The 20,361-nt window shown below is 71.3% G+C and carries 20 protein-coding genes and 1 tRNA gene; 11 read left to right on the top strand and 10 right to left on the bottom strand.

Annotation, left to right across the window (positions count from 1 at the left end; genetic code table 11):
- Window positions 1-22 precede the first annotated feature (22 nt).
- The 8 genes from J8403_RS23450 (at window position 23) to J8403_RS23415 (ending at window position 9,316) form a co-directional block, all read left to right on the top strand.
- Window positions 23-1,540 (top strand): hypothetical protein, encoded by a 1,518-nt coding sequence (locus tag J8403_RS23450; RefSeq protein WP_211124870.1) that lies wholly within the window; start codon window positions 23-25, stop codon window positions 1,538-1,540.
- 156 nt (window positions 1,541-1,696) lie between these two features.
- The gene (locus J8403_RS23445) at window positions 1,697-2,128 is read left to right on the top strand and encodes a hypothetical protein (RefSeq protein WP_093462896.1); all 432 of its coding nucleotides are present in this window, start codon (window positions 1,697-1,699) and stop codon (window positions 2,126-2,128) included.
- A gap of 2 nt (window positions 2,129-2,130) precedes the next feature.
- Window positions 2,131-4,038 carry a PAS domain S-box protein gene (locus J8403_RS23440; protein ID WP_211124869.1) on the top strand — a complete coding sequence of 636 codons (1,908 nt, stop codon included), beginning with the start codon at window positions 2,131-2,133 and terminating at the stop codon, window positions 4,036-4,038.
- Window positions 4,035-4,721, top strand: a complete 687-nt coding sequence (locus J8403_RS23435) for a response regulator (protein ID WP_211124868.1) — start codon at window positions 4,035-4,037, stop codon at window positions 4,719-4,721. The genes J8403_RS23440 and J8403_RS23435 overlap by 4 nt, the downstream gene beginning before the upstream one ends.
- A 213-nt stretch (window positions 4,722-4,934) precedes the next feature.
- Window positions 4,935-5,627 (top strand): phosphatase PAP2 family protein, encoded by a 693-nt coding sequence (locus tag J8403_RS23430; protein ID WP_211124867.1) that lies wholly within the window; start codon window positions 4,935-4,937, stop codon window positions 5,625-5,627.
- Window positions 5,628-5,632: 5 nt separating this feature from the next.
- On the top strand, window positions 5,633-6,322 hold the full coding sequence (locus tag J8403_RS23425; RefSeq protein WP_059142423.1) for a response regulator: 690 nt from the start codon (window positions 5,633-5,635) through the stop codon (window positions 6,320-6,322).
- Window positions 6,319-8,211 (top strand): sensor histidine kinase, encoded by a 1,893-nt coding sequence (locus J8403_RS23420; RefSeq protein WP_211124866.1) that lies wholly within the window; start codon window positions 6,319-6,321, stop codon window positions 8,209-8,211. Before J8403_RS23425 ends, J8403_RS23420 begins: the two co-directional genes overlap by 4 nt.
- 49 nt (window positions 8,212-8,260) lie before the next feature.
- Window positions 8,261-9,316, top strand: coding sequence for a polyprenyl synthetase family protein (locus J8403_RS23415; RefSeq protein WP_211124865.1), 1,056 nt, complete (start codon window positions 8,261-8,263; stop codon window positions 9,314-9,316).
- Here the strand turns inward: J8403_RS23415 and J8403_RS23410 are convergent.
- Genes J8403_RS23410 through J8403_RS23400 form a run of 3 tightly spaced genes read right to left on the bottom strand, consistent with a single transcriptional unit; the run spans window position 9,291 to window position 11,059 of the window.
- On the bottom strand, window positions 9,291-10,496 hold the full coding sequence (locus tag J8403_RS23410; protein WP_211124864.1) for a glycosyl hydrolase family 8: 1,206 nt from the start codon (window positions 10,494-10,496) through the stop codon (window positions 9,291-9,293). The genes J8403_RS23415 and J8403_RS23410 overlap by 26 nt on opposite strands.
- On the bottom strand, window positions 10,493-10,663 hold the full coding sequence (locus tag J8403_RS23405; protein ID WP_014061701.1) for a hypothetical protein: 171 nt from the start codon (window positions 10,661-10,663) through the stop codon (window positions 10,493-10,495). Before J8403_RS23405 ends, J8403_RS23410 begins: the two co-directional genes overlap by 4 nt.
- 39 nt (window positions 10,664-10,702) lie before the next feature.
- Entirely contained in the window at window positions 10,703-11,059 is a 357-nt protein-coding gene (locus tag J8403_RS23400) for a PRC-barrel domain-containing protein (RefSeq protein WP_211124863.1), read from the bottom strand.
- A gap of 165 nt (window positions 11,060-11,224) precedes the next feature.
- Here J8403_RS23400 and J8403_RS43745 point away from each other — a divergent pair, with 165 nt between their 5' ends.
- Complete coding sequence (locus J8403_RS43745; protein WP_059142419.1) at window positions 11,225-11,392, top strand: hypothetical protein; 168 nt, start codon at window positions 11,225-11,227, stop codon at window positions 11,390-11,392.
- A gap of 223 nt (window positions 11,393-11,615) precedes the next feature.
- Here the strand turns inward: J8403_RS43745 and J8403_RS23395 are convergent, their stop codons facing one another.
- A complete protein-coding gene (locus J8403_RS23395) occupies window positions 11,616-12,515 on the bottom strand; it encodes an RNA polymerase sigma factor SigF (protein ID WP_246586369.1) in 900 nt (299 codons plus the stop codon).
- Between the two features lie 97 nt (window positions 12,516-12,612).
- Entirely contained in the window at window positions 12,613-13,752 is a 1,140-nt protein-coding gene (locus J8403_RS23390; RefSeq protein WP_211128391.1) for an MFS transporter, read from the bottom strand.
- Between the two features lie 199 nt (window positions 13,753-13,951).
- On the opposite strand from J8403_RS23390, the gene J8403_RS23385 reads away from it, so the two are divergent.
- Together J8403_RS23385 and J8403_RS23380 are read left to right on the top strand one after the other, a co-directional pair.
- The gene (locus J8403_RS23385; protein ID WP_211124862.1) at window positions 13,952-14,365 is read left to right on the top strand and encodes an ArsR/SmtB family transcription factor; all 414 of its coding nucleotides are present in this window, start codon (window positions 13,952-13,954) and stop codon (window positions 14,363-14,365) included.
- Between the two features lie 123 nt (window positions 14,366-14,488).
- Window positions 14,489-15,166: a DUF4232 domain-containing protein gene (locus J8403_RS23380; protein ID WP_211124861.1), complete on the top strand. Its 678-nt coding sequence runs from the start codon at window positions 14,489-14,491 to the stop codon at window positions 15,164-15,166.
- A 119-nt stretch (window positions 15,167-15,285) separates the two neighbouring features.
- On the opposite strand, the gene J8403_RS23375 is transcribed toward J8403_RS23380, so the two are convergent.
- The 5 genes from J8403_RS23375 to J8403_RS23355 form a co-directional block, all read right to left on the bottom strand.
- The gene (locus J8403_RS23375; protein WP_211124860.1) at window positions 15,286-15,945 is read right to left on the bottom strand and encodes a response regulator; all 660 of its coding nucleotides are present in this window, start codon (window positions 15,943-15,945) and stop codon (window positions 15,286-15,288) included.
- On the bottom strand, window positions 15,942-17,138 hold the full coding sequence (locus J8403_RS23370) for a sensor histidine kinase (RefSeq protein ID WP_425519825.1): 1,197 nt from the start codon (window positions 17,136-17,138) through the stop codon (window positions 15,942-15,944). The genes J8403_RS23375 and J8403_RS23370 overlap by 4 nt, the downstream gene beginning before the upstream one ends.
- A gap of 79 nt (window positions 17,139-17,217) precedes the next feature.
- A complete protein-coding gene (locus J8403_RS23365) occupies window positions 17,218-18,141 on the bottom strand; it encodes an alpha/beta fold hydrolase (RefSeq protein ID WP_211128389.1) in 924 nt (307 codons plus the stop codon).
- A 276-nt stretch (window positions 18,142-18,417) separates the two neighbouring features.
- Window positions 18,418-18,491, bottom strand: a tRNA-Thr gene (locus J8403_RS23360).
- Between the two features lie 103 nt (window positions 18,492-18,594).
- Complete coding sequence (locus J8403_RS23355) at window positions 18,595-20,139, bottom strand: alpha/beta hydrolase (protein ID WP_211124859.1); 1,545 nt, start codon at window positions 20,137-20,139, stop codon at window positions 18,595-18,597.
- Window positions 20,140-20,361 lie beyond the last annotated feature (222 nt).

Below are 20,361 nucleotides of genomic sequence, written 5' to 3'. Positions count from 1 at the left end.
ATGGGAAGAGGAGGTGAAGGCCATGCCTGAGTACGACGACGACTGGGATGTTCCGGAGGACAGGGATGATCCCGAGAACGAGGAGGAAATCCTCGAGGACGAGGACGTCCCCGACGAGGAGGACATCCTCGAGGAGGAGGAAATCCCCGACGAGGAGAACACCCTCGGCGAGGGGAACACCCCCGACGGTGACAAGAAGAAAAAGCTCTCCTGGAAAACCGTCCTGCTGGCTCTCGTGGTCTTCGCGATCGTCGGATCGCTCGTCCAGGTGGTCGCGCGCGGCGGCTTCGGAGGCGCCCTGAACACCACCGGTGGCGGGGGCGGGGGCGCCCCGAAGAAGGAGCACTCCCGGCAGGAGCAGGAGATACGCCCGCCCAAGCAGCCCAAGACCATCAAGCTGGGCAACCAGCGGGTCCCCCAGGCGTCCGGGCCGATCATCGTGATCAACCCGGGTCTGGTGAACCCCGGCGGCAGCGCCGCGGTCGAGGGCGGTGGCTTCGACAAGAAGGCCACGGTGGACATCCTGCTCAAGGTCCGGAAGTCGGACACCAAGGGCCGCGCCATCGGCAGTGTGCGCTCGGACCGGTTCGGATCGATCTACGCCCGGTTCACCATGCCCGAGAGCGCGGGCAACCGGCCCGCGACCCTGGTCGCCCAGCAGCGCGGCAGCACCAAGGCGGCCGAGGCCAAGGTGATCACCGGTGGCGCCGTCGGCACCGCGAAGATCAACAAGCTGGTCGGCCGCCCCGGTGACGTGGTGACGGTCACCGCCCGCGGCTTCCGCCCGGGGGAGACGATCGACGTCTTCTGGGGACGGACCACCGGCACCCCCGTGACCACGCTGCACACCGACAGCAGCGGCGGCGTCGGCCAGGCGGCGATCAAGGTGGGGGTGGCCCCGACCGGCTCCAGCACCCTGGTCCTGGTGGGCAAGCGCAGCAAGACCACGGCCACCGCGCCGTTCCAGATGCTGGCCATGTACCCCTCGATGAAGTCCAAGCCGTACGCGCTCAAGGCCGGCCAGCGGATCACGCTGTCCGCCAACAAGTTCGCGCCCGGCGAGCGGGTGCTGGTCTACATCAACTCCACCGGCGGCCTGCCGGCCTTCACCGCCCAGGCGAACGCCATGGGGCAGATCCGCGACGTGGCGTTCAACGTGCCGTTCGGCCTCAAGGGGCGGCAGACGCTGATGGCGATCGGCGACCAGAGCCGGGCCGTGGTCCGCTCGGGCTTCACCGTGCTGCCGTACACCCCGTCCGCCGAGCCCAGCGCCTTCGGCGGCAGGGCGGGCACCACGCTCAGCTTCTATGTCGCCGGGTTCGCCCCGGGCGAGACGGTGAACGCCTACGCCGGGTCGGGCTCGAAGGGCCAGCGCAAGATCGGGACCTTCCAGGTGGACAGCCGGGGCAAGGCGTCGGCCGTGGGCTCGTACAAGATCACCCCGGCGGACGAGAGCGGTGTCGCCTTCCAGCTCATCGGCCAGAAGAGCGGTGGCGTCGCGAAGGCGAGCATCAACATGTCCCAGGGACGCGGAGATTAGGACGGCGATCGGCACCGAGGAAGAACGTGGGCCGGTCCGTGCCGGACGGCGAAAGCGGCCGAAAGGCGGGCCCACGTTCCAGGGAGCGGCCGGCCGCCGGCGGCCGTAGGGCGGCTCACCAGTTCCATAGATGTACCATGCGTCCTGGAGTGTCCTATGAGCGTAGTTTTCGGCCCTAACTCACGAAGAGTCCTACAATTCCTGACCCATATCGAGGACCTCTCCCCGGAGGAAATCGACCGGGTGGCCGATCTGTGGAAGCAGACGTCCAGCCAGACCCGCGCCGAGGGCTGGGCAGTGGTCCATCGCACCACCACGCCCGAGGAGCGGTACCGCATCCTGGTCGCCGCCTCGGTGGCGCGCCGGGCCGCCCTGGACACCGCGCGGAACCACCAGAGACACGACTGGGCCTTCTGGGCCGCGGTGTGGGACGCCGCGACGGCGGTCGCCGTATGCGACCGCATCGGAAGCCACTACAACGTGCTGGTCGCGCCACTGGCCGCGGTCATGCCCTCGCTGGCGCACTGCCGGCGCGATGAATTCAGCATCCGCGAACTGCAGGGTGCCGTCCTCAAGGGAGGTGGGTAGTGATGGGCGACAACCGGATCGATGTTGTGGTGGCCGATGACGACCCGGCCGTCCGGGAGGCGCTCGCCGACCTCATCGACTCCCACCCCGACCTGGAACTCGTGGGCCTGGCCATCAACCACGAGCAGGCCGTCCGCGCGGCGGTCGACCACCACCCCCGGGTCGTGATCATGGACGTGCACATGCCCCGGGGCGACGCCCCCAGCAGCGTCCGGGCCATCCGCGACCAGGTCCCCGACGCCCGGGTGGTGGCGCTGTCCGCCCACGGCGAACGCGAGACCGTGCTGAACATGCTCGCCGTCGGGGCCAGCGGCTACCTGGTCAAGGGCACCCCCGCCGAGGAGATCCTCGAGGCGATCATCCGGGCCGCCCGCGATCAGTTCAGCATGTCCGCGGAGCTCCTCGCGGACTGCGCCGAGCCGCTGCGCCGCGCCGAGCGCGCCTCCTGGCGGTTCGAGGACCTGGTCGGCAACCGCCTGGAGGACTCCTTCCTGGAGCTGCTCGGCCACGCGCCGTGCGGCGTGCTGATCGTCGGCCCCCGCGGCCGGATCGAGTACGCCAACGCCCACACCCGGCACATGTTCGGCTACAGCTCGGCGGAGCTGCGCGACAAGCGGCTGCGGGACCTCGTCCCCGAGCGCTACCGCACCGCCTCCGAGCAGTTGATCGGCCGGGTCTTCAGCTCGCCGTCGGCGATGAGCGGGCGCCGCCGCGACGGCACCGAGTTCCCCGCCCAGTTCAGCGGCGGCCATCTGCAGGGTCGGCAGCCCCGCGGAGTGGTCTTCATCGCCGACCTGAGCCAGCTCCGCGCGGCCGAGAGCCGGTTCCGCCAGCTCATCGAGTCCTCCCCGGACGCGATGCTGATCGTGGACACCAGCGGCCGGATCCAGGCGGCCAACAACCGCACCGAGGCGCTCTTCGGCTACGACCGCGACCATCTGATCGGCCGGGCCGTGGAGGCCCTCCTGCCCGACCAGCCGCTCACCGTCTCGCTGCGCGAATGGGACGACAGCCTGGAGGAGCCGGTGGGCCACAGCATGGAGCTGGTCGGCCGGCGCAGCGACGCCAAGCAGTTCCCCGCCGACGTCAGCATCAGCCCGCTGCGTACGGAGGAGGGCCTGCTCACCGTCCTGACCGTCCGGGACATCACCGAGGTGCAGCGCGCCCAGTTCGTCCTGGAGCGCAGCCTGGAGCTGCTGGAGGGCACCGACCGCGACCGCCAGGCGCTGCTCAGCCATCTGGTCCACGCCCAGGAGGCCGAGCGCGGGCGGATCGCCGCCGACATCCACGACGACACCATCCAGGTGATCACCGCGGCCAGCCTCCGCCTCCAGCAGCTGCGCCGGCGGCTGCGGGACCCGGACGAGCAGCGGGTGATGGACAAGCTGGACGAGACCCTGAAGCTCTCGCTCAGCCGGCTGCGGCAGCTCATCTTCGACCTGCGGCCGTCCAGCCTGGAACACGGCTGCCTGGCCGGGGCGCTGCGCGGCCTGCTGGAGCAGATACGCACCGAGACCGGTATCACCTACCGGCTGGAGGACCGGCTCACGGCCCATCCCCCGGCCGAGACGATGGCGCTGATCTACCGGACCGCCCAGGAGGCGCTGGTGAACGTGCGCAAGCACGCCCACGCCAAGACGGTCCACGTACAGCTCCTCGGGCTCGACGACGGCTGCCTGGTGCGGATCGTCGACGACGGCGAGGGCTACAACCCGCTCGAGGTGGAGTCCCGCCCCGGCCATCTCGGGCTCTCCCTGATCCAGGAGCGGGCCCAGATCGCGGGCGGCTGGTGCCGGATCGAGAGCGAACCCGGCTCCGGCACCACCGTGGAGTTCTGGGTGCCGCTCGGCGCTCCCCCGGGCGCGTCGCTCGACCCCGCCGACTCCCCCGAAGGGGACCCACAGCCGTGACCGCACCTCCCGAACTGACGAAGGTGCTGATCGTCGAGGACCACCGGGTGGTGGCCGAGGGGCTGTGGGCCCTGCTGGCCGAGTACTCGGATCTGACGGTGGTCGGCTGGGCGGACTCGGTCGCCGAGACCGTCCCCATGGCCAAGGAGCTGAAGCCCGATGTCGCCCTGGTCGACTTCCGGCTGCCCGACGGCACCGGGGCCGACGCGGCGGCCGGCATCCGGGCCCATGACCCCTCCGTCGCCATCGTGATCCTCAGCGCCGACGCCAGCGACTCGGCGCTGCTGGCCGCGGTGGAGGCGGGCGCCTGCGGCTATCTGCTGAAGTCGGCGAGCGGCGACGAGATCGCGGCCGCCATCCGCTCGGCCGCCGAGGGCGAGACCCTCATCCCGGCCAGCACCCTGGTGGAGGTGCTGGCACGGCACCGCGAGGACGCGCGGTCCACCGCCGAGCAGACCGAGCGCCTGGACAGCATGACCCCGCGTGAGCAGGAGATCCTGACCCTGATGAGCCAGGGCCTGGACAACCGGGCCGTCGCGGAGCGGCTGAGCATCAGCTACGCCACCGTGCGCACCCATGTCCGCAGGATCCTGGAGAAGCTGGACGCGCGCTCACAGCTGGAGGCGGTCGCGAGGGCCGCCGAATTCGGTTTCAAGCCCGCGCAGCCGGAACCGGAGGAGTGACGGGCTGACCCCGGAGCCCCTCCGGGTACGGCCATGGCCCCCTCCGGCGCGGGGGCCGTTCGCTTCCGCCGTACGGGGTCCTCACGGGCTCTCCCTCGTATGGGCCGGTACGAAGGGGGCGGACCACCCGGGCCGGGCGCACTGAGGGCCGAATGGGGCAGAAAGTCCCCCTTCGGATGGAATCGCGGGCATACCGAGACGGGTTTCCTCCCCATGCGAGTCCTTGGACGGATCCGATGCCCGCTCAGCCGCGGACACACGATCGCCTTCCTGGTGGCCGCCGCCTGTTACGCGGCGGTCCTCGCGGCCGTCCTCACCGGCTCGCAGCTCGTCCGGCTCGACTGGCAGGTGGCCCTGTTCAAGCCGTACAAACAGTGGCCGCAGCTCCGGCCGGTGCTGGACGCCTTCGTCATCACGGGCCAGCGCGGCCCCGCCGCCCTGGCCGCCCTGGCCTGGGCCTGCTGGCGCGGCGGGCGGACCCGAAGCCCGCGCCCGCCGCTGGTCCTGGCCGTGGCGCTGCTGCTGCTCAATGTGAGCGTCGGCGCCGTCAAAATCCTCACCGGGCGGGTGGGCCCCTCCTACGCCCAGACCCCCGGATCCGCCGAGCTCTTCCACGGCGGAATGGCCTTCCCCTCCGGTCACGCGGCCAACGCCGTCGTGGTCTGGGGCACCGTGGCCTATCTCGCCGGTCGCCTCCGGCGGACGGGCGCGCTGATCGCCTGTGTGATGGCGCTCGGCGTCGGTCTGACCACCGTCTATCTGGGCACCCACTGGGTGAGTGACGTCCTGGGCGGGTGGGTGGCGGGCGTCCTCGTCCTGCTGGTCCTCCCCCTCTTCGAACCGCTGATCGCGACCGTTTCCGCGTCCGTCTCCGCTCGTGCGGCGATGTACTCCATGGGCAGGTGAACCAAGTGGCGCTTCGCGTGCTGATCGCAGACGACCATGCGGTGGTCCGGCAGGGCCTACGCATGATCCTTGGGCTCGACAACGAAATCAAGGTGGTGGGCGAGACGACCAACGGCCGGGAAGCCGTGCGGCTGGCCCGGGAACTGTGCCCCGACGTCGTCCTGATGGATCTGCTGATGCCGGTGATGGACGGCGTATCGGCCACGGCCGAGATCCGTCAGGACCTCCCCGAGGTCGAGGTGGTGGCGCTGACCAGCTCCCTCGACGACGCCATGGTCATGGGCGCGGTCCGGGCGGGGGCCATCGGCTTCCTGCTGAAGAACGCCGAGGCCGACGACCTCCGCAACGCGGTGAAGGCCGCGGCCGCGGGCCAGATCCATGTCTCCCCGGCCGCGATCTCCCGGCTGATGGGCCAGGTCAGGGAGCCGAGCGGCCCCGAGCAGCTCACCGAGCGGGAGACCGAGGTCCTCACCATGCTCGCCCGCGGCAAGGCCAACAAGGAGATCGCCCACGATCTGCGGATCGGCCAGCAGACGGTGAAGACCTATGTCAGCCACATCCTGACCAAGCTGGGGGTGCACAGCCGGACCCAGGCGGCGGTCTACGCGGTGCAGTCCGGCCTGGTACCGGCGGGTGAACTCACCCCTCCGGAAGCACTGGAGTCGACGACGAGGGAGCAGTGGTGGTCGGCGTGATCAGTACACGATGGGCCCCGACCCGGCGACGGCGGAGCGCCACCGCGCTCGCCGAGGTCACCCAACACATCCTGGCGGGCGAGACCGCCGACGCCACGCTCCGGCTGATCGCCCGCCGGGTGCGTGAGCTCCTGGGCGCCGATATGGCCCGGGTGATGGTGCTGGAGCCGGGCGACGTCCTGACGATACGAGCCACCGACGGCGCACCGTGGACCGCGCCGAGCGGACCGCTGACGCCCGGCGGCTCCTCCCCCGCCCGCCAGGCGATCCGCGCCGGCCGGCCCACGGTCTCCAGCCACGAACGGCGGCCGCGCCGGCTCGGCCGGGACCCCCGGCACGCGGTCCCGGCCTCGGTGCTGGACGCGCCGCTGCTGGTGCGCGGCCACCCCGTGGGGGTGATCGAGGTGGCGAACCGCGGCGGCGGGCGGCGGCTCAGCCATGCCGATGTGAGCACCGTGGGACGCTTCGCGGCCCCCGCGGCCCACGCCGTCGCCCAGATCCGGCACCGGGAACATCTGCGGCGGCTGGCCTCCGCGGCCGCCGGACCGGGCTCCGCCGGTTCCGCGGGCTCCTCGGGCCCGCCGGAGCCTTCGGGATTCGCGGGGGCTTCCGTGTCTTCCGGGTCTTCCGGATCTTCGGGGCCCTCGGGGTTCGCGGGGGCGTCGGGAATCGCGGGAGCCTCGGGTCCCTCGGGTTCCCTTTGGGGCTCGTCCGGTTCCTCGGGGTTCGCCCGTTCCTCCGGCCCCTGCGTACGGCGGACCCTGGACTCCCTGGCGGCGGGCGCGGTGGCCCGTACCGGCGCCGCGAGCTGCACCGTCTATCTGCTGGAGCCCGGACCGTCGGCGAACCTGCGCCTGGTCGGCGGCGGCCACGGCCACACCCCGCCGTCCCGGAAACCGGCGCTGGAGGCGATCGCCGGGGCCGCGCCCGTCATCCACGGCGGCGGCCGTACCGGCACGGACGGCGACGGCCCGGCCCGGGGCGCGGTGGCCGCCTGGCCGCTGCTGCGCGAATCCACCGCGATCGGCGCGATGTGCTGCCACTTCCCGCCCGGCCGCGACCCCGGCGAGGCGGACATCACCCTCCTGGAGGTGATCGCGGGGCATGCGTCCTGCGCGGTGGAGAACGACCGGCAGCAGGGGGCCACCCAGGAGAGGTCCGTCCGCGAGGAGCGGCAGCGCATCTCGCGCGAGCTGCACGACTCGGTCTCGCAGGCGCTCTACGGCATCGCACTGGGTGCCCGTACCGCCCGCGAAATGCTGGAACGCGACATCGACAGCGCGGAGCCGGTGGGACGGGCCGAGACGCGGAGCCCGGGAGAAGGGGCGGTATTCGTCGATCCGGCACGCGGCCACGAGGCCGTCGGAGAGATGGTGGACCTCGCCGAACTGGCCGAACTCGCCGAGCCCATCGAGTACATACGGCGGCTCGCGGACGCCGCGATCGCCGAGACCCGGACCCTGCTGTGCCGGCTGCGGCCCGAATCGCTGGAGACCGAGGGCCTGGTCGCCGCGCTCACCCAGCATGTCGAGGCGCTCCGGGCCCGGTACGGGATCACCACCGAGGCCAAGCTCGACGCCGAACCGGAGACCACACCGGAGGCCAAGCACGCCCTGTACCGGATCGCCCAGGAGTCGCTGCACAACATCGCCAAGCATTCGCAGGCCCGGAACGTACGGCTCCATCTGCTCAACGAACCGGGCGCCGTCACCTTGACCGTCGCCGACGACGGCGTGGGCTTCGACTGCAAGGGCTCCTTCCCCGGCCATCTCGGGCTGCTCTCCATGCGGGAGCGGGCCCGTGAGGTGGGCGGCACGCTGAACGTGGACAGCCGCCCCGGGCAGGGAAGCCGCATCCGGGCCAGGGTCCCGGCCACACCGGAATCCTGAGCCGCCTTCCTGAGACCGGCCACCGACGACATATGAGACATTTCTGTCCATGCAGCCGACCGTGCGGGACCGCGCGCTGGCGGACGGCCTCCGGGCCGCCCAGGCGGCGGTCGACGAGGGCCTGTTGAAGGCCACCAAGAGCGATGTGCCGTTCATCACCGAGGCGGCGCGGGAGCTGACCCGCACGGCCGGGCAACGGCTCCGGCCGCTGCTGGTGCTGCTGGCGGCGCGGTTCGGCGACCCCGGCGCACCGGGCGTGGTGCCCGCCGCCGTCGTCGTCGAACTGACCCATCTGGCCACGCACTACCACGACGGCGTACGGGACGAGGCGACCGTACGCCGCGGCGCCCCGCGCCCGGACGCCAACTGGGACAACACGGTGGCGGTGCTCATCGGCGACTTCCTCTTCGCCCGCGCCTCGCACATCCTCGCCGACCTGGGGCCGCGGGCCGTACGGCTACAGGCCGAGGCGTTCCGGCGGCAGGTCACCGGCCAGATCCTGGAGACGACCGGACCGCGCGACGACCGCGACCCCGTCGAGCACCATCTGGAGGTGCTGGCGAGCCGGACCGGCTCGCTGACCGCCGTCTCCGGACGGCTGGGCGCGCTGGCCTCGGGGGCGGACGCGAGCACCGGAGACGCCCTCGCGCGGTACGGCGAACGGCTGGGCGTGGCGAGCCACCTCGCCGACGAGCTGGCGACCCTCACCGCCCGTCGCCCCACCTTGCCTGTGCTGCTGCTGACGGAGCGGGCGGGGGCGGCGGAGCGCACGGATCGTGGGGGCCGTGGGGATCGTACGGACCGCGGGGATCTCGCGGACCGTGGGGATCTCACGGACCGGGAGCTGTACGAGCTGCTCACCGGGCCCGCCGATCGGCCGGGGTACGCGGAGGCGGTGGCGCGGCTGCGCACCCACCCGGTCCTGGACCGGGCCCGCGAGGAGATCGCCCGTCAGGCCGACGCCGCCCGCGCGGCCCTGGCGACGCTCCCCGACTGCCCGGCCAGGACCGCCCTGGAATCGCTCTGCGAGACGGTGGTGCGGCGGGCCGACGCCGTTCCGCCGCCCGGGCCGGGCGCCCCTACGGCACCCAGTAGTTCTGGCTGACCACCAGCATCGACTGGAGTTGCACCCCGGCCGCGTAGGCGCGGGCCGGGTCGGGCGGGGAGCCGCACATCCGCGCCCACAGCGCGTCCAGCCAACGCTGCGCGGCCTCGCCCTCCCCCTCGCCCCCGTCACCGTCGCTCTCGCCCTCCGTCATCGCGGCGACCGCGAAGGGCGCGAAGAAGGCGGGCGAGCCCGGGCCCCCGTAGGCCGTGCCGTCGAGCCGGTATCCGCTCCGGATTTCCCCGGGGTCACCGCCCGTCGCCGTCCTCGCCCAGCGGCTGAGCCCGCGCGCGGCGGCCCGGCTCCGTTCGTCGCCGCTGATCACCGCGTCGGCGCCGAGCCGCCAGGGGACGCGGCAGGCGTTCCAGTGGTAGTCGCCGTCATGCGGGCTCTCCAGCACCTTCCCCGGCGCGGGCCTCGGAGCGCCGGACGTGGTGTCCACGACGAAGTCGGGGAGCAGCCCGATGGCCGGGGCATGGCGGGCACGCAGCGCACCGGCCGACGACAGGTGCGCGTCCAGCACCTCGTCCCACCGCGGATCGCCGGTCGCCGCCCGGAACGCCCGGAAGTGGTCCGGCATCCAGTCCGACGTACGGGAGACCTCGTCGAAGCGGCCCGAGGACCAGTCGCCGAGCTTGGTCAGCCGGGTGCCGGGGTGCACCTCGCACTCCATGACGGCGTCGATCCGCCGCAGTGCGAGCGCCTTGTAGTCACCGTGGCCGCCGCCCCACTGCCGGTCCGCGAGCAGCAGTCCGTACGCGATGTCGAGGTCGCCGTCGGTCGCGGAGTCCCGCCCCCCGACGTCCCGGCCACCGGCGTCCTGCTGGGCGGCGTGCAGCTCGGGGTGGTTGACGGAGGGGTGGGCCAGCACATGCCGGAGGATGCCGTCGAAGAGGGCGTGGGCGTCGGGGTCGGCGCCCGCCATCAGCGCGGTGATCACCAGTCCGTAGCCCTGGGCCTCGGCGACGAAGGGGTGTGCCGCGTCGGGCGTGAACACCGCGCACCGCCCCCGGCCGCCCACCTCATCGCCCGACCGGAGGAAGGACGCCTTCCACCGCCGGTAGTGCTCCAGGACCTGCCGGTCGGCCGCCGCCGGGTCGCCGACGGGCCGGAGCGTGCCGGGGGCGTAGGGGACGGAGTGCGCGCCGAACGGGACGGCGGCCGCCTCGCGTCCCGTCATCGGATCCGGTGCCGCCGCGACCTCCGCGCCAGCCGCACCAGACCCAGGACGATGTCGATCACCAGCACCACCACACCGATGACCAGCAGATAGCCCAGTCCGTGCACCACCCAGCCGATGAGGCCGAGCACGATGGCCACGATCACCAGGAACAGGAAGAGCGCCACGGCCGACACCTCTCCTCGCGCGTCAAGCGTCCTCGACCATCAGCGGCGTGCGAGCTGCCGCCCGCCGCCCGGACCCGACTGGTACGTCTTCCCGTAGTGCTGGAAGATCGCCCCCTCCTGCTCCGCGGGCAGCACGTCGTCGATGCCGAGCGAAGGGGCCTTCTTCACCAGCGCCCGTGGGTAGGAGACCTTCACATAGCCCGGCCCCACCACCGCGTCCTCCACCGGGACGAACACCAGCCGGTGGCGGGTGGGCAGTCCGGTGCGGACCGTGGCCATGGCGGGTTCATCGGTGGCGGTGGCCACGTAGATCGCCTCGAGCACCCCGATCTTGCGGCCCTGCTCATCGACGACATCCTGGTCACGCCACTCACGGATATCGGCTGGCTGGATCATGACGTATCACCCTCTGACCTCTGCTCCTCCAGCCTGCCTCCGCTCACCGTGGGACGCCAGGCCACCCATCCACCAGGGGTAACGGGGGTGTTCGAAACAGCATGAATTGATGAGGTGTGCTGGAAAGCCGACGGGGTACTCGCGGCGTCGAGGAGGTTGGTAATTATGGTCCCCCTGCTAGTCGTTCTTCTTCTCGCACTGCTTCTCTTCGGCGCCGGATTCGCCTTGAAGGCTCTGTGGTGGATCGCGGTCATTGTGCTCGCCGTCTGGCTGATCGGATTTATCGTCCGGCCGACGGTCGGTGGGCGACGTGGGCGGTGGTACCGCTGGTAGCCCGCAGACGGTGCGGTTAAATCAGGGACAGCGCAGACCGAAGGGGCCCGGCCGGAGAAATCTCCGGCCGGGCCCCTTCGGTCTGTGTTTCCTTTGTTCTGTTGTTGTGCCTGGGTTCTGCTGTAAAGGCCAGTGCGGCTGTTGTTCCTGGATTCTGCTGTAAAGGCCAGTGCGGCGGTCGAGCCGAATTCGCTACGCGGAGTACGCGACAAGCACCGCGTGCCTAGTCCTCGGCGAGCATTCCGCGCCGCAGCCGGCCCAGCGCGCGGCTGAGCAGCCGGGAGACATGCATCTGTGAGACGCCGAGTTCGGCGCCGATCTCCGACTGGGTCAGCTCCTCGCCGAACCGCAGCTGCAGAATGCGGCGGTCCCGCTCACCGAGCTCTTCCACCAGCGGCTTGAGCGCGTGCAGATTCTCCACGGCCTCCATCGCCGGGTCGACGTCGCCGAACCGGTCCGCGTAGGTGGTCACCCGCGTGGCCCCGCTCTCCTGCTCCGCGGGCGCGTCCAGCGAGGTGGTGAGATAGCCGTTGCTGGCCACCAGTCCGTCGACGACCTCGTCCTCGCTCAGCTGCAGATGCTCCGCGAGCTCGGCCGTGGTGGGCGACCGGTCCAGCCGCTGGAACAACTCCTCGTTCGCCTTGGCGAGGTCGATCCGCAACTCCTGCAGACGGCGGGGAACATGCACCGCCCAGCTGGTGTCGCGGAAGAAACGCTTGATCTCGCCGACGATGTACGGAACGGCGAAGGTGGTGAACTCGACCTCGCGACTCAGGTCGAACCGGTCGATCGCCTTGATCAACCCGATGGTGCCGACCTGGACGATGTCCTCCATCTCCACCGAGCGGTTGTGGAACCGCCGGGCGGCGTACCGGACCAGCGACAGGTTGAGTTCGATGAGGGTGTTCCGCACGTACTGGTACTCGTGCGTCCCCTCCTCCAGCTCGGTCAGCCGATCCAGGAACGTCTTGGTCAGCGCCCGTGCGTCCTTGGGCGCCACCTTTGCCGGATCGTCCACTGTGGGCAGATCGGACGTTCCGGCGTTTTCCGTTCCATTCAGAGCAATGTCACGTACCTGAACACCATGTGCTTGCTCAGCTTCGGCTGCCGTCAGTGTCGACATTGTCACGGGTGCCGTGTCGTTCACGTCGCACTCCCTGTATCGGCTGCGTGCATAGGCTGATTGGGGACCCGTCTACCCAGCCTCCATGCCCTCATGCCTACTTCCTGCGGACGGATCGCGGACCGGTGAGCACCACCAGCCCCCCGACGAGGGCCAACGCCATGAGAACGGCCCCGAAGACGGTCGCCCCCGTCGTCAGCCCCGCCGCGTCGCTGAGGTAACCCGCCGTTACCGGCAGCACCCCCGCGGGCACATAGCCCCCGACGTTGAGCGCCGCGTTGGCCTCCGCCAGACGGCTCGCCGGAACAACGGAGTTGAGCAGCGACAGCCCGCCGAGCTGCCCCATCCCCTGCCCCGCCCCGGCCAGCAGCGCGGCGGCGACGAGCAGCGGCACGGAGGAGGCGCGGACGGCGGCGATGAGTGCGCCCATGCCGATCGTCGTACTGACGGCTCCGGCGATCAGGATCGTCCGCCGGTCCAGCCGCTGGACCGCGAACTGCGCACCGGTCGCGGTGAGGAACATCACGAAGGCCATGGCCCCCGCGGCCACCGGGTTGGTGGTGTCCAGCAGCCCCGACAGCAGCGACGGCCCGAGGGACAGCACGAAGGAGGTGGCGGTGATGCCGGGCGCGAAGACGGCGATGCCCATGAGGAGTTGCCCGCCGCTCCCCCGCGGCACCCCGGGTATCCGCACCCACGCCCCCTTCGCGGGCGCGGCGGGACGCCGTACCGGCATCCGCACCACGGCCACGACCGCCGCCGCCAGCAGCACCGCCTCCAGGACGAACACCCCCTTGCCCAGCACCCCGGCGAGCAACGGCCCCAGCCCGGCCCCGAACACCATCGCGCACGAGGCCAGCAGCGCCGCCAGCCGCCGTCGCCCCGGCCCGGCCACATCGGTCACCGCCGCCATTCCGGCGGAGACGACGGCGCCCACCGCGATCCCGCTGAACAGCCGCGCCACGATCAGCGCCGCCACGGCCGACGCGCTCGCGAAGATCGCGCATGCCGCCATCGCGAGCCCGAGCGCGGGCAGCAGCACGGGCTTGCGTCCCACCCGGTCCGACACCACGCCGGAGACCAGCAGCGAACCGAGCAGTCCGACGATGTAGCAGGCGAAGATCACCGTCAGGGTGCCCTTGGAGAACCCGATCTCGCGCTGCCACCGCACATACAGCGGCGTCGCCGCGTTCGAGAGGACGAACACGGCGGTGACCGGCCATGCGGCCGTCCACACCCACCGGGTCGCGGCCGCTCCCTCCCCCCTCTCCCCTTTCTCCCCCTTTTCCTCATGCGCCTCCCGCGCACCCGGCACCGCCACGGCCCGACTCCCCGTCACGACAGCTCCTCCCGACGACCTCAGTACGACTCGAGTCGAACTTAGCATGCAGTACGATCGAACTCGTACAACGAGCCGCGCGACGAGGATCCCGCCGATGACCACCCGGACCACGCAAACCGCCCATACGGCACCACCACCCCAAAGCGCCCGCCCCGCCATCAAGGCGCTCCCCGAACCCCCCGACCTCCCGCCCCCGCTCCCGGAGCCGGCCGTGGAGGAGATCCGCCTGGAAACGGTCCTGGGCGCACTGAGCGACCCCCTCCGCCTCCGCATCGTGCGCAAACTCCTCCTCGAATCGGAGCGGTTCGATCACACCTGCGGCTGGTTCGGCCTGGACCGCCCCAAGTCCTCGCTCACCCACCACTTCAAGGCCCTCCGCGAGGCAGGCATCACCCGTCAGCGCCAATACGGCCTGGAGCGCCGAAGCCACGTCCGGGTCGCCGACCTCGATGCCCGCTTCCCCGGTCTCCTGGAGCTCGTGGCCGACTGGACCCCGGCGGAGCGCTGACGGCGGGCGTTAGCCGGACGTTAGTGAAGCGGCAGCGGTCGTTAAGGGAACGCCAGCGGCGGCCGACACCATGGATGGTGCGTAAGCAGGAACCGCACCATCCGGAAGCCCATGGGGGTCGTCATGTCGCACCACATTCTCAACCGCCGAGTCCGCAAGGCCGGTGTGGCCGCGCTGATCGCCGCCGCCTCGGCCGTCGCCCTCACCGCCTGCGGGAGCAACGACTCGTCGTCCGACGCCAAGGGGAACTCCTCCTCCCACGCGTCGTCCTCCGCGAAGTCGTCGCAGTCGGACTCCTCGATCCACAACCAGGCCGGCCAGTCGGACAAGCAGGCAACGGCCCTGGGCTCGGGGTCCGACAAGGCACGGGCCACCGCCGAATGCCAGCCGGGGACGCTGCGGGCGACCCTCGACTCGGCCGGTACCTCCCAGGCGGGGATGAACCACCGGGGTACCTTCCTGCGGGTGAAGAACACCGGCGACGAGACCTGCGTCATCAGCGGCTACGCCGGGCTGGCCCTGGAGGGCGCCGGACACACCGCCATCAAGACCACCGCCCGCCACGGCAGCACCTACTTCGCCACCGACCCGGGCTCCCACCCGATCACCCTCGGACCGGGCAAGAGCGCCTGGGCCGACCTGGTGTGGACCACCACCGGCGCCTCGACCGCCCACGCGAAGTACCTGCAGATCTCGCCGACGGGCAGCAACTCGCACAGCACCGTCGCCTTCGGCGAGGACCTCGACAACGGCACCCTGTCGCTGACGGCCTGGTCCTCCAAGCCCCCCATCAACAGCTGACGGCACAGCGGACAACTCGGCTGACGCCACGCCTGACAACACCGCTGACGACAGAGGAACCCCAGCCCGGACCCGGTCCGAGCTGGGGTTCCGCGCTCCCCGGGCGCCCGCGCGGCGGGTCAGGTCACCAGACCCTGGCGGTAGGCGTAGACGACCGCCTGGACGCGGTCGCGGAGGCCGAGCTTGGCGAGGATGCGGGAGACGAAGGTCTTGACGGTCTCCTGGCTGATCACGAGGGTCCCGGCGATCTCGCTGTTGGAGAGGCCGTTGGCGATGAGGCGGAGGACTTCCAGTTCGCGAGGGGTCAGCGGGATGTCGCGCGGAGGACCCTCGGCGGGCCGGATGCGGGCGGCGTACGTGCCCACGAGCTGCCGCGTCACCTCGGGGTCCAGCAGTGCCGCCCCGGTGGCCACGGTCCGGATGCCATGGAGCAGTTGGGACGGCGGCGCGTCCTTGAGCAGGAACCCGCTCGCCCCCGCGCGCAGCGCCTCGTAGACGTACTCGTCCAGGTTGAACGTGGTCACCACGAGCACCTTGACGGGATGCGGCACCCCGGCACCGGCCAGCAGGCGGGTGGCCTCGATGCCGTCGAGCACCGGCATGCGTACGTCCATCACCACGACCTCCGGGCGCAGCCGGCCGGCGAGCTCGACCGCGGTCTGCCCGTCCCCGCACTCGCCCACCACTTCGAGGTCGGGCTGAGCGTCGATGATCGTCACCAGTCCAGTGCGGACCAGTACCTGATCGTCACAGACCAGGACCCGGATCGGCTCGGTCACGACGGGCTCCTCGCGGGTATCCGGGCCCGTACGACGAAGCCGCCGCCCGTCCGCGCGCCCGCGCTGAAGTCGCCGCCCAGGACGTCGACCCGTTCGCGCAGCCCGGCCAGGCCCCGCCCGCTCCCACCGGGCGAACCGGCGGGGGACCCGCCAGGAGACCCGGCCCGCGAGCCGGAGCCGTCCGTGCTGACCTCCACGGTGATCTCCCTCGCGCCGTGGTGCACCTGGACCGAGGTGTGGCTGCCGTGAGCGTACTTGAGGGCGTTCGTCAGGGCCTCCTGCACCACCCGGTAGGCCACGAAGTCGGCGCTGCCGGTCGATTCCGCCGGCGTGCCCTCCTCGGTGAACTCCACCGGCTGCCCGGCCCGCCGGGTCTGCTCCACGAGCGTGCGAAGCCTGCCGACGGCCGGTGTCCTGGCCTCGGTGCCGTAGTCGGGATTGAGCAGATCGAGCAGATGCCGCAGATCGGTGATGGCCCGTCGGCCGGTGTCGGTGACGGCGGTCAGGGCCTGGTCGAGCCGGTCGGGCGCGGCGGTCAGATAGCGCGCCGCCTCGGCCTGCACGACCATCGCGGTCACGTGGTGGGTGACGACGTCGTGGAGCTCGCGGGCGATACGGGTGCGTTCGGCGGTGCGGGTGTGCTCGGCGACCCGGCGGCGGCGTTCGGCCTCCGCGACCCGGGTGGAGCGCAGCCATGACCCCATGCCCCACGGGAGGGCCAGCGCCAGGTAGTACATCAGGAACTCACCCGGCGATTCGGCGCCCGAACCGAGCCGGTAGAGCGCGACCGCCAGCGGCACATACGCCGCCGAGAAGAGGAGCGCGGTGGCGCGCCGGTGCCGTTCCAGATGGGACCCCACGCTCAGCAGCGCGACGGGCACCGCGGTCCCCGCGAACGAGTGGTAGCCGCGGAGCTGGTCGACGGCGAACCCGACCGACACCAGGGCGAGACAGACGACCGGCCACCGCCGCCGCACGGCGAGCGGAAGGCACTGGAGGGCGATCGCCACCACGGCCGGCACATCGAAGGGGCGGGCCGGCAGACCGCCGAGCTGCGTCCCGTGGTTGTGGAACGCCGGTACGAGCGACCCGGCGAGGATCAGCAGCCCGAGCGGCAGATCCCGGACCGTGACGTCGAACCGGCGCCACAGCTCCGGCACCCGCCGAACGGCCATCACCGGCACCGGTCTCATCATCGACTCCTTCGTCCCTCCACAGCCAGGGCGCCGCGGACGGAGGAAACGCTACGCAGGGAGATCTCCAACTCGGGCCCTACGCGCGGTCGGCGGCCTGTGAGGTGACGCGCTCTATCGCCCGGACGGCGACCTCGGGCTGGTCGACGTAGATGTAGTGCTCGCTGTTCTTGGCGGTGCTCAGCCTGCTGTGGCTGGAGACCGCGAGCCACTTGCGCTGACCGTTGGTCCACGCCCGCTCCAGGCCCGGCCCGTAGTCGGGAACCGCCGCGAGGTACTGCTTCCCGTGATGGATCACCTCCACCGGGATGTCCCCGGCGGAACGGACCTTGCCATCCGGCACCGTGAGCATCTCCGGCTCCCCTCCGTGAAGGATCGCGAGGGTCTGATCACGCAACGCGACCGCCGGGCCGGTCGCGGACTCGGGGATCCCCTTGTTGAGATCAGCGGTCTGCGTCGGCGAGGTGGCGTCCATCAAGACCAGCCCCTTGACCCTGTCCTGATGCTCGGGCGCATACCGGGCGGCGATCAGCCCGCCCAGCGAATGCCCCGCCAGCACGACCGGACGGTCACCGGCGACACGATCGAGCACGGCGGTCAGAACCTTCCCCGTGCTCTTGAGGGTCTGAGGCCCCTCGGGCTTGTCACTGGCCCCCTCGCCGAGCCGGTCATAGGAACAGACCCGATTCTTCTCGCTCAGGGTCTTCTGAATACCGGCCACCTTCTCCAGCCCATCGCCACCCCCGGACAGAAGCACGATGACCGGCTTGCCGTCCGCCGACGTACCCGCACAGGACACGTTCACCAACCGCCCGCCGACCTCGATCTTCTTGGTGCCGGTGAGCAAGCCCTCATCAGCCGCCTTCTCCGGAGCGGCGGCGGACCTCCCGCCGGCGGACGCGTCCGCATCCGCCTTCGTGGAGTCCTCACAGCCGACAAGCCCCACACCTGCCACGGCACACGCCAGCGCGATCACAGCCGACAGCCGACCATTGCGGACCATGTTTGCTCCCCAGTAAGAGAATTGACGCCGAAAAGGCTGCTTTTCCATGGCGGTCATGCAATGCGCCGCCATATCCGCAGCCGAACCGCCGCGGCGATCCCGAACGCTACGGATCCGGCCCCCCGGATTCGTCACCACACGGTGGACACCTAGGCGTAGCTCGCACGGGGGACAGCCCCACAAGGCCCGGCACAAGCCAGGTCACGGCATCCGCGCCGAACAAGAGCCGAACAAAAAAGGCCCAGGTCACAGAGAAGGTGACCTGGGCCTCAAATGAGCCGCCTAAGGGAATCGAACCCTTGACCTACGCATTACGAGTGCGTCGCTCTGGCCGACTGAGCTAAGGCGGCATGCTGCGGAGCCAGATTGGCAGCAGCAGCGTCGCCAAGTCTACACAGTTTCGAGGGGTGCTCCGTACGGGGCCGGGTGGGGCCCGGGCGGGGCCGGGGCTGGTCAGCGGCAGCGGGTGTGGGGGGCGGGCGGGCGGCCGGCGAGGAGGTAGGTGTTGATCGCGTTGTCGATGCAGCTGCTGCCGCGGCCGTAGGCCGTATGGCCGTCGCCGTCGTAGGTGAGGAGGGTGGCGGAGGAGAGCTGGGCGGCCAGGGCGCGGGCCCAGGGGTAGGGGGTGGCGGGATCGCGGGTGGTGCCGACGACGACGATGGGCGCGGCACCCTTGGCGTGCAGGGCGTGGGGGGTGCCGGTCGGGCGGACGGGCCAGTAGGCGCAGTTCAGGGCCGCCCAGGCGAGGGCGCCGCCGAAGACGGGGGATGCCTTCCGGAAGGCGGGGAGGGACTTCTTGACCTCGGCGGGGGTGCGGAAGGCCGGTGGGAGGTCGAGGCAGTTGACGGCTGGGTTGGCGTACATGAGGTTGGCGTACGAGCCGTCGGTGTCGCGCTCGTAGTAGAGGTCGGCCAGGCTGAGCAGACCACCACCGTGGCCGCGCATCGCGGAGCGGAGGGCGGTGCGCAGCTGGGACCAGGCGGTCTCGTCGTACATGGCGGAGATCACGCCCATGGTGGCCAGGGGCTCGCCCAGGGAGCGGGACTCGCCGGTGGGGACCGGGTGGGAGTCGAGGCGGGTGAAGAAGGCGCTGAGCCGGTCGCGGGCGGCGGCCACGGAGCCGGTACCGAGGGGGCAGCCGGTGCGGCGCACGCAGTCCTCGGCGAAGGCGGTGAAGGCGGTTTCGAAACCGGCGGTCTGGTCGCGGTTGATGCGCCGGGAGGACAGCGTCGGGTCGAGGGCGCCGTCGAGGACGAGACGGCCCACGCGGTGGGGGTAGAGGTCGGCGTAGGTCGCGCCGAGGAAGGTGCCGTAGGAGGCGCCGACGTAATGGAGCTTCCGGTCGCCCAGCGCGGCGCGCAGCACATCCATGTCGCGGGCCGCCTCGACCGTCGAGACATGGCGGAGGATCCGGCCGGAGCGGGCCGCGCAGCCATGGGCGAACTTCTTGTAGGCGGCGACGAGACGATCGGTCTCGCCGCGCCCGTCGGGCGTCTGGTCGGTCTGGGTGAAGGCGTCCATCTGCTTGTTGCTCAGGCAGGTGACGGGCTCGCTTTCGGCCACGCCGCGCGGGTCCATCGCCACCATGTCGTAGCGGGCGCGCACCCGGGTCGGGTAGCCCACGGCCGCGAAGCTCTGCAGATAGCCGACCGCGGAGCCGCCGGGGCCGCCGGGGTTCACCAGGAGCGAACCGAGGGAGCGGCCGGGGCCCGTCGCCTTCTTACGGGAGACGGCGAGCCTCAGATCCCGGCCGGTGCCGGGTCTCGCGTAGTCGAGCGGGGCCTTGAGCGTGGCGCATTCGAAGTCCGCGCCCCCGCAGGGGCGCCAGCTCAGCGACTGCTCGTAGTACGGCCTGAGGGCGGCGGGGACGGCCTTCTTCGACATCGACGCGGCGGGCGGCGAGGAGGCGTCCGCGGAGCAGCCGGCGGACAGCAGGGCGGCGGAGGCGAGGGCGGCGCCGAGGATCCGGAGCGGGCGGCTGCTGTGCGGGGTGTTCATGGGCTGATCCCTCGGTTCGCGCGGTCGAGTCGCGGGATCGCACCGGTCGGAACCTCCGGATCACGTCGAGCCGGGTGATCCATGTGGCCAGGGTCGTCAGGTGATCACCCTGATCACCCTGATCGCTCGGATCGCTCGGATCCTGGAGATCGGGTCCTGGAGACCGGGCCCATCGAGCCCTGGAGATACGGCCGGTTTGCCCCCTTACGGAGGGTATCCGCC

Source organism: Streptomyces yatensis (genome assembly GCF_018069625.1).
Lineage (GTDB): Bacteria > Actinomycetota > Actinomycetes > Streptomycetales > Streptomycetaceae > Streptomyces > Streptomyces yatensis.
Note: the sequence above shows the minus strand (reverse complement) of the source record. Positions and strands in the feature narration are given on the sequence as shown.

What these genes read in the sequence shown, in the direction of transcription:
- J8403_RS23450 (WP_211124870.1), top strand. Translation starts at nt 23, where the DNA reads ATGCCTGAGTACGACGACGACTGGGATGTTCCGGAGGACAGGGATGAT.
- J8403_RS23445 (WP_093462896.1), top strand. Translation starts at nt 1,697, where the DNA reads ATGAGCGTAGTTTTCGGCCCTAACTCACGAAGAGTCCTACAATTCCTG.
- J8403_RS23440 (WP_211124869.1), top strand. Translation starts at nt 2,131, where the DNA reads ATGGGCGACAACCGGATCGATGTTGTGGTGGCCGATGACGACCCGGCC.
- J8403_RS23430 (WP_211124867.1), top strand. Translation starts at nt 4,935, where the DNA reads ATGCGAGTCCTTGGACGGATCCGATGCCCGCTCAGCCGCGGACACACG.
- J8403_RS23415 (WP_211124865.1), top strand. Translation starts at nt 8,261, where the DNA reads ATGCAGCCGACCGTGCGGGACCGCGCGCTGGCGGACGGCCTCCGGGCC.
- J8403_RS23410 (WP_211124864.1), bottom strand. Translation starts at nt 10,496, where the DNA reads ATGACGGGACGCGAGGCGGCCGCCGTCCCGTTCGGCGCGCACTCCGTC.
- J8403_RS23400 (WP_211124863.1), bottom strand. Translation starts at nt 11,059, where the DNA reads ATGATCCAGCCAGCCGATATCCGTGAGTGGCGTGACCAGGATGTCGTC.
- J8403_RS43745 (WP_059142419.1), top strand. Translation starts at nt 11,225, where the DNA reads ATGGTCCCCCTGCTAGTCGTTCTTCTTCTCGCACTGCTTCTCTTCGGC.
- J8403_RS23395 (WP_246586369.1), bottom strand. Translation starts at nt 12,515, where the DNA reads ATGTCGACACTGACGGCAGCCGAAGCTGAGCAAGCACATGGTGTTCAG.
- J8403_RS23385 (WP_211124862.1), top strand. Translation starts at nt 13,952, where the DNA reads ATGACCACCCGGACCACGCAAACCGCCCATACGGCACCACCACCCCAA.
- J8403_RS23380 (WP_211124861.1), top strand. Translation starts at nt 14,489, where the DNA reads ATGTCGCACCACATTCTCAACCGCCGAGTCCGCAAGGCCGGTGTGGCC.
- J8403_RS23370 (WP_425519825.1), bottom strand. Translation starts at nt 17,138, where the DNA reads ATGAGACCGGTGCCGGTGATGGCCGTTCGGCGGGTGCCGGAGCTGTGG.
- J8403_RS23365 (WP_211128389.1), bottom strand. Translation starts at nt 18,141, where the DNA reads ATGGTCCGCAATGGTCGGCTGTCGGCTGTGATCGCGCTGGCGTGTGCC.
- J8403_RS23355 (WP_211124859.1), bottom strand. Translation starts at nt 20,139, where the DNA reads ATGAACACCCCGCACAGCAGCCGCCCGCTCCGGATCCTCGGCGCCGCC.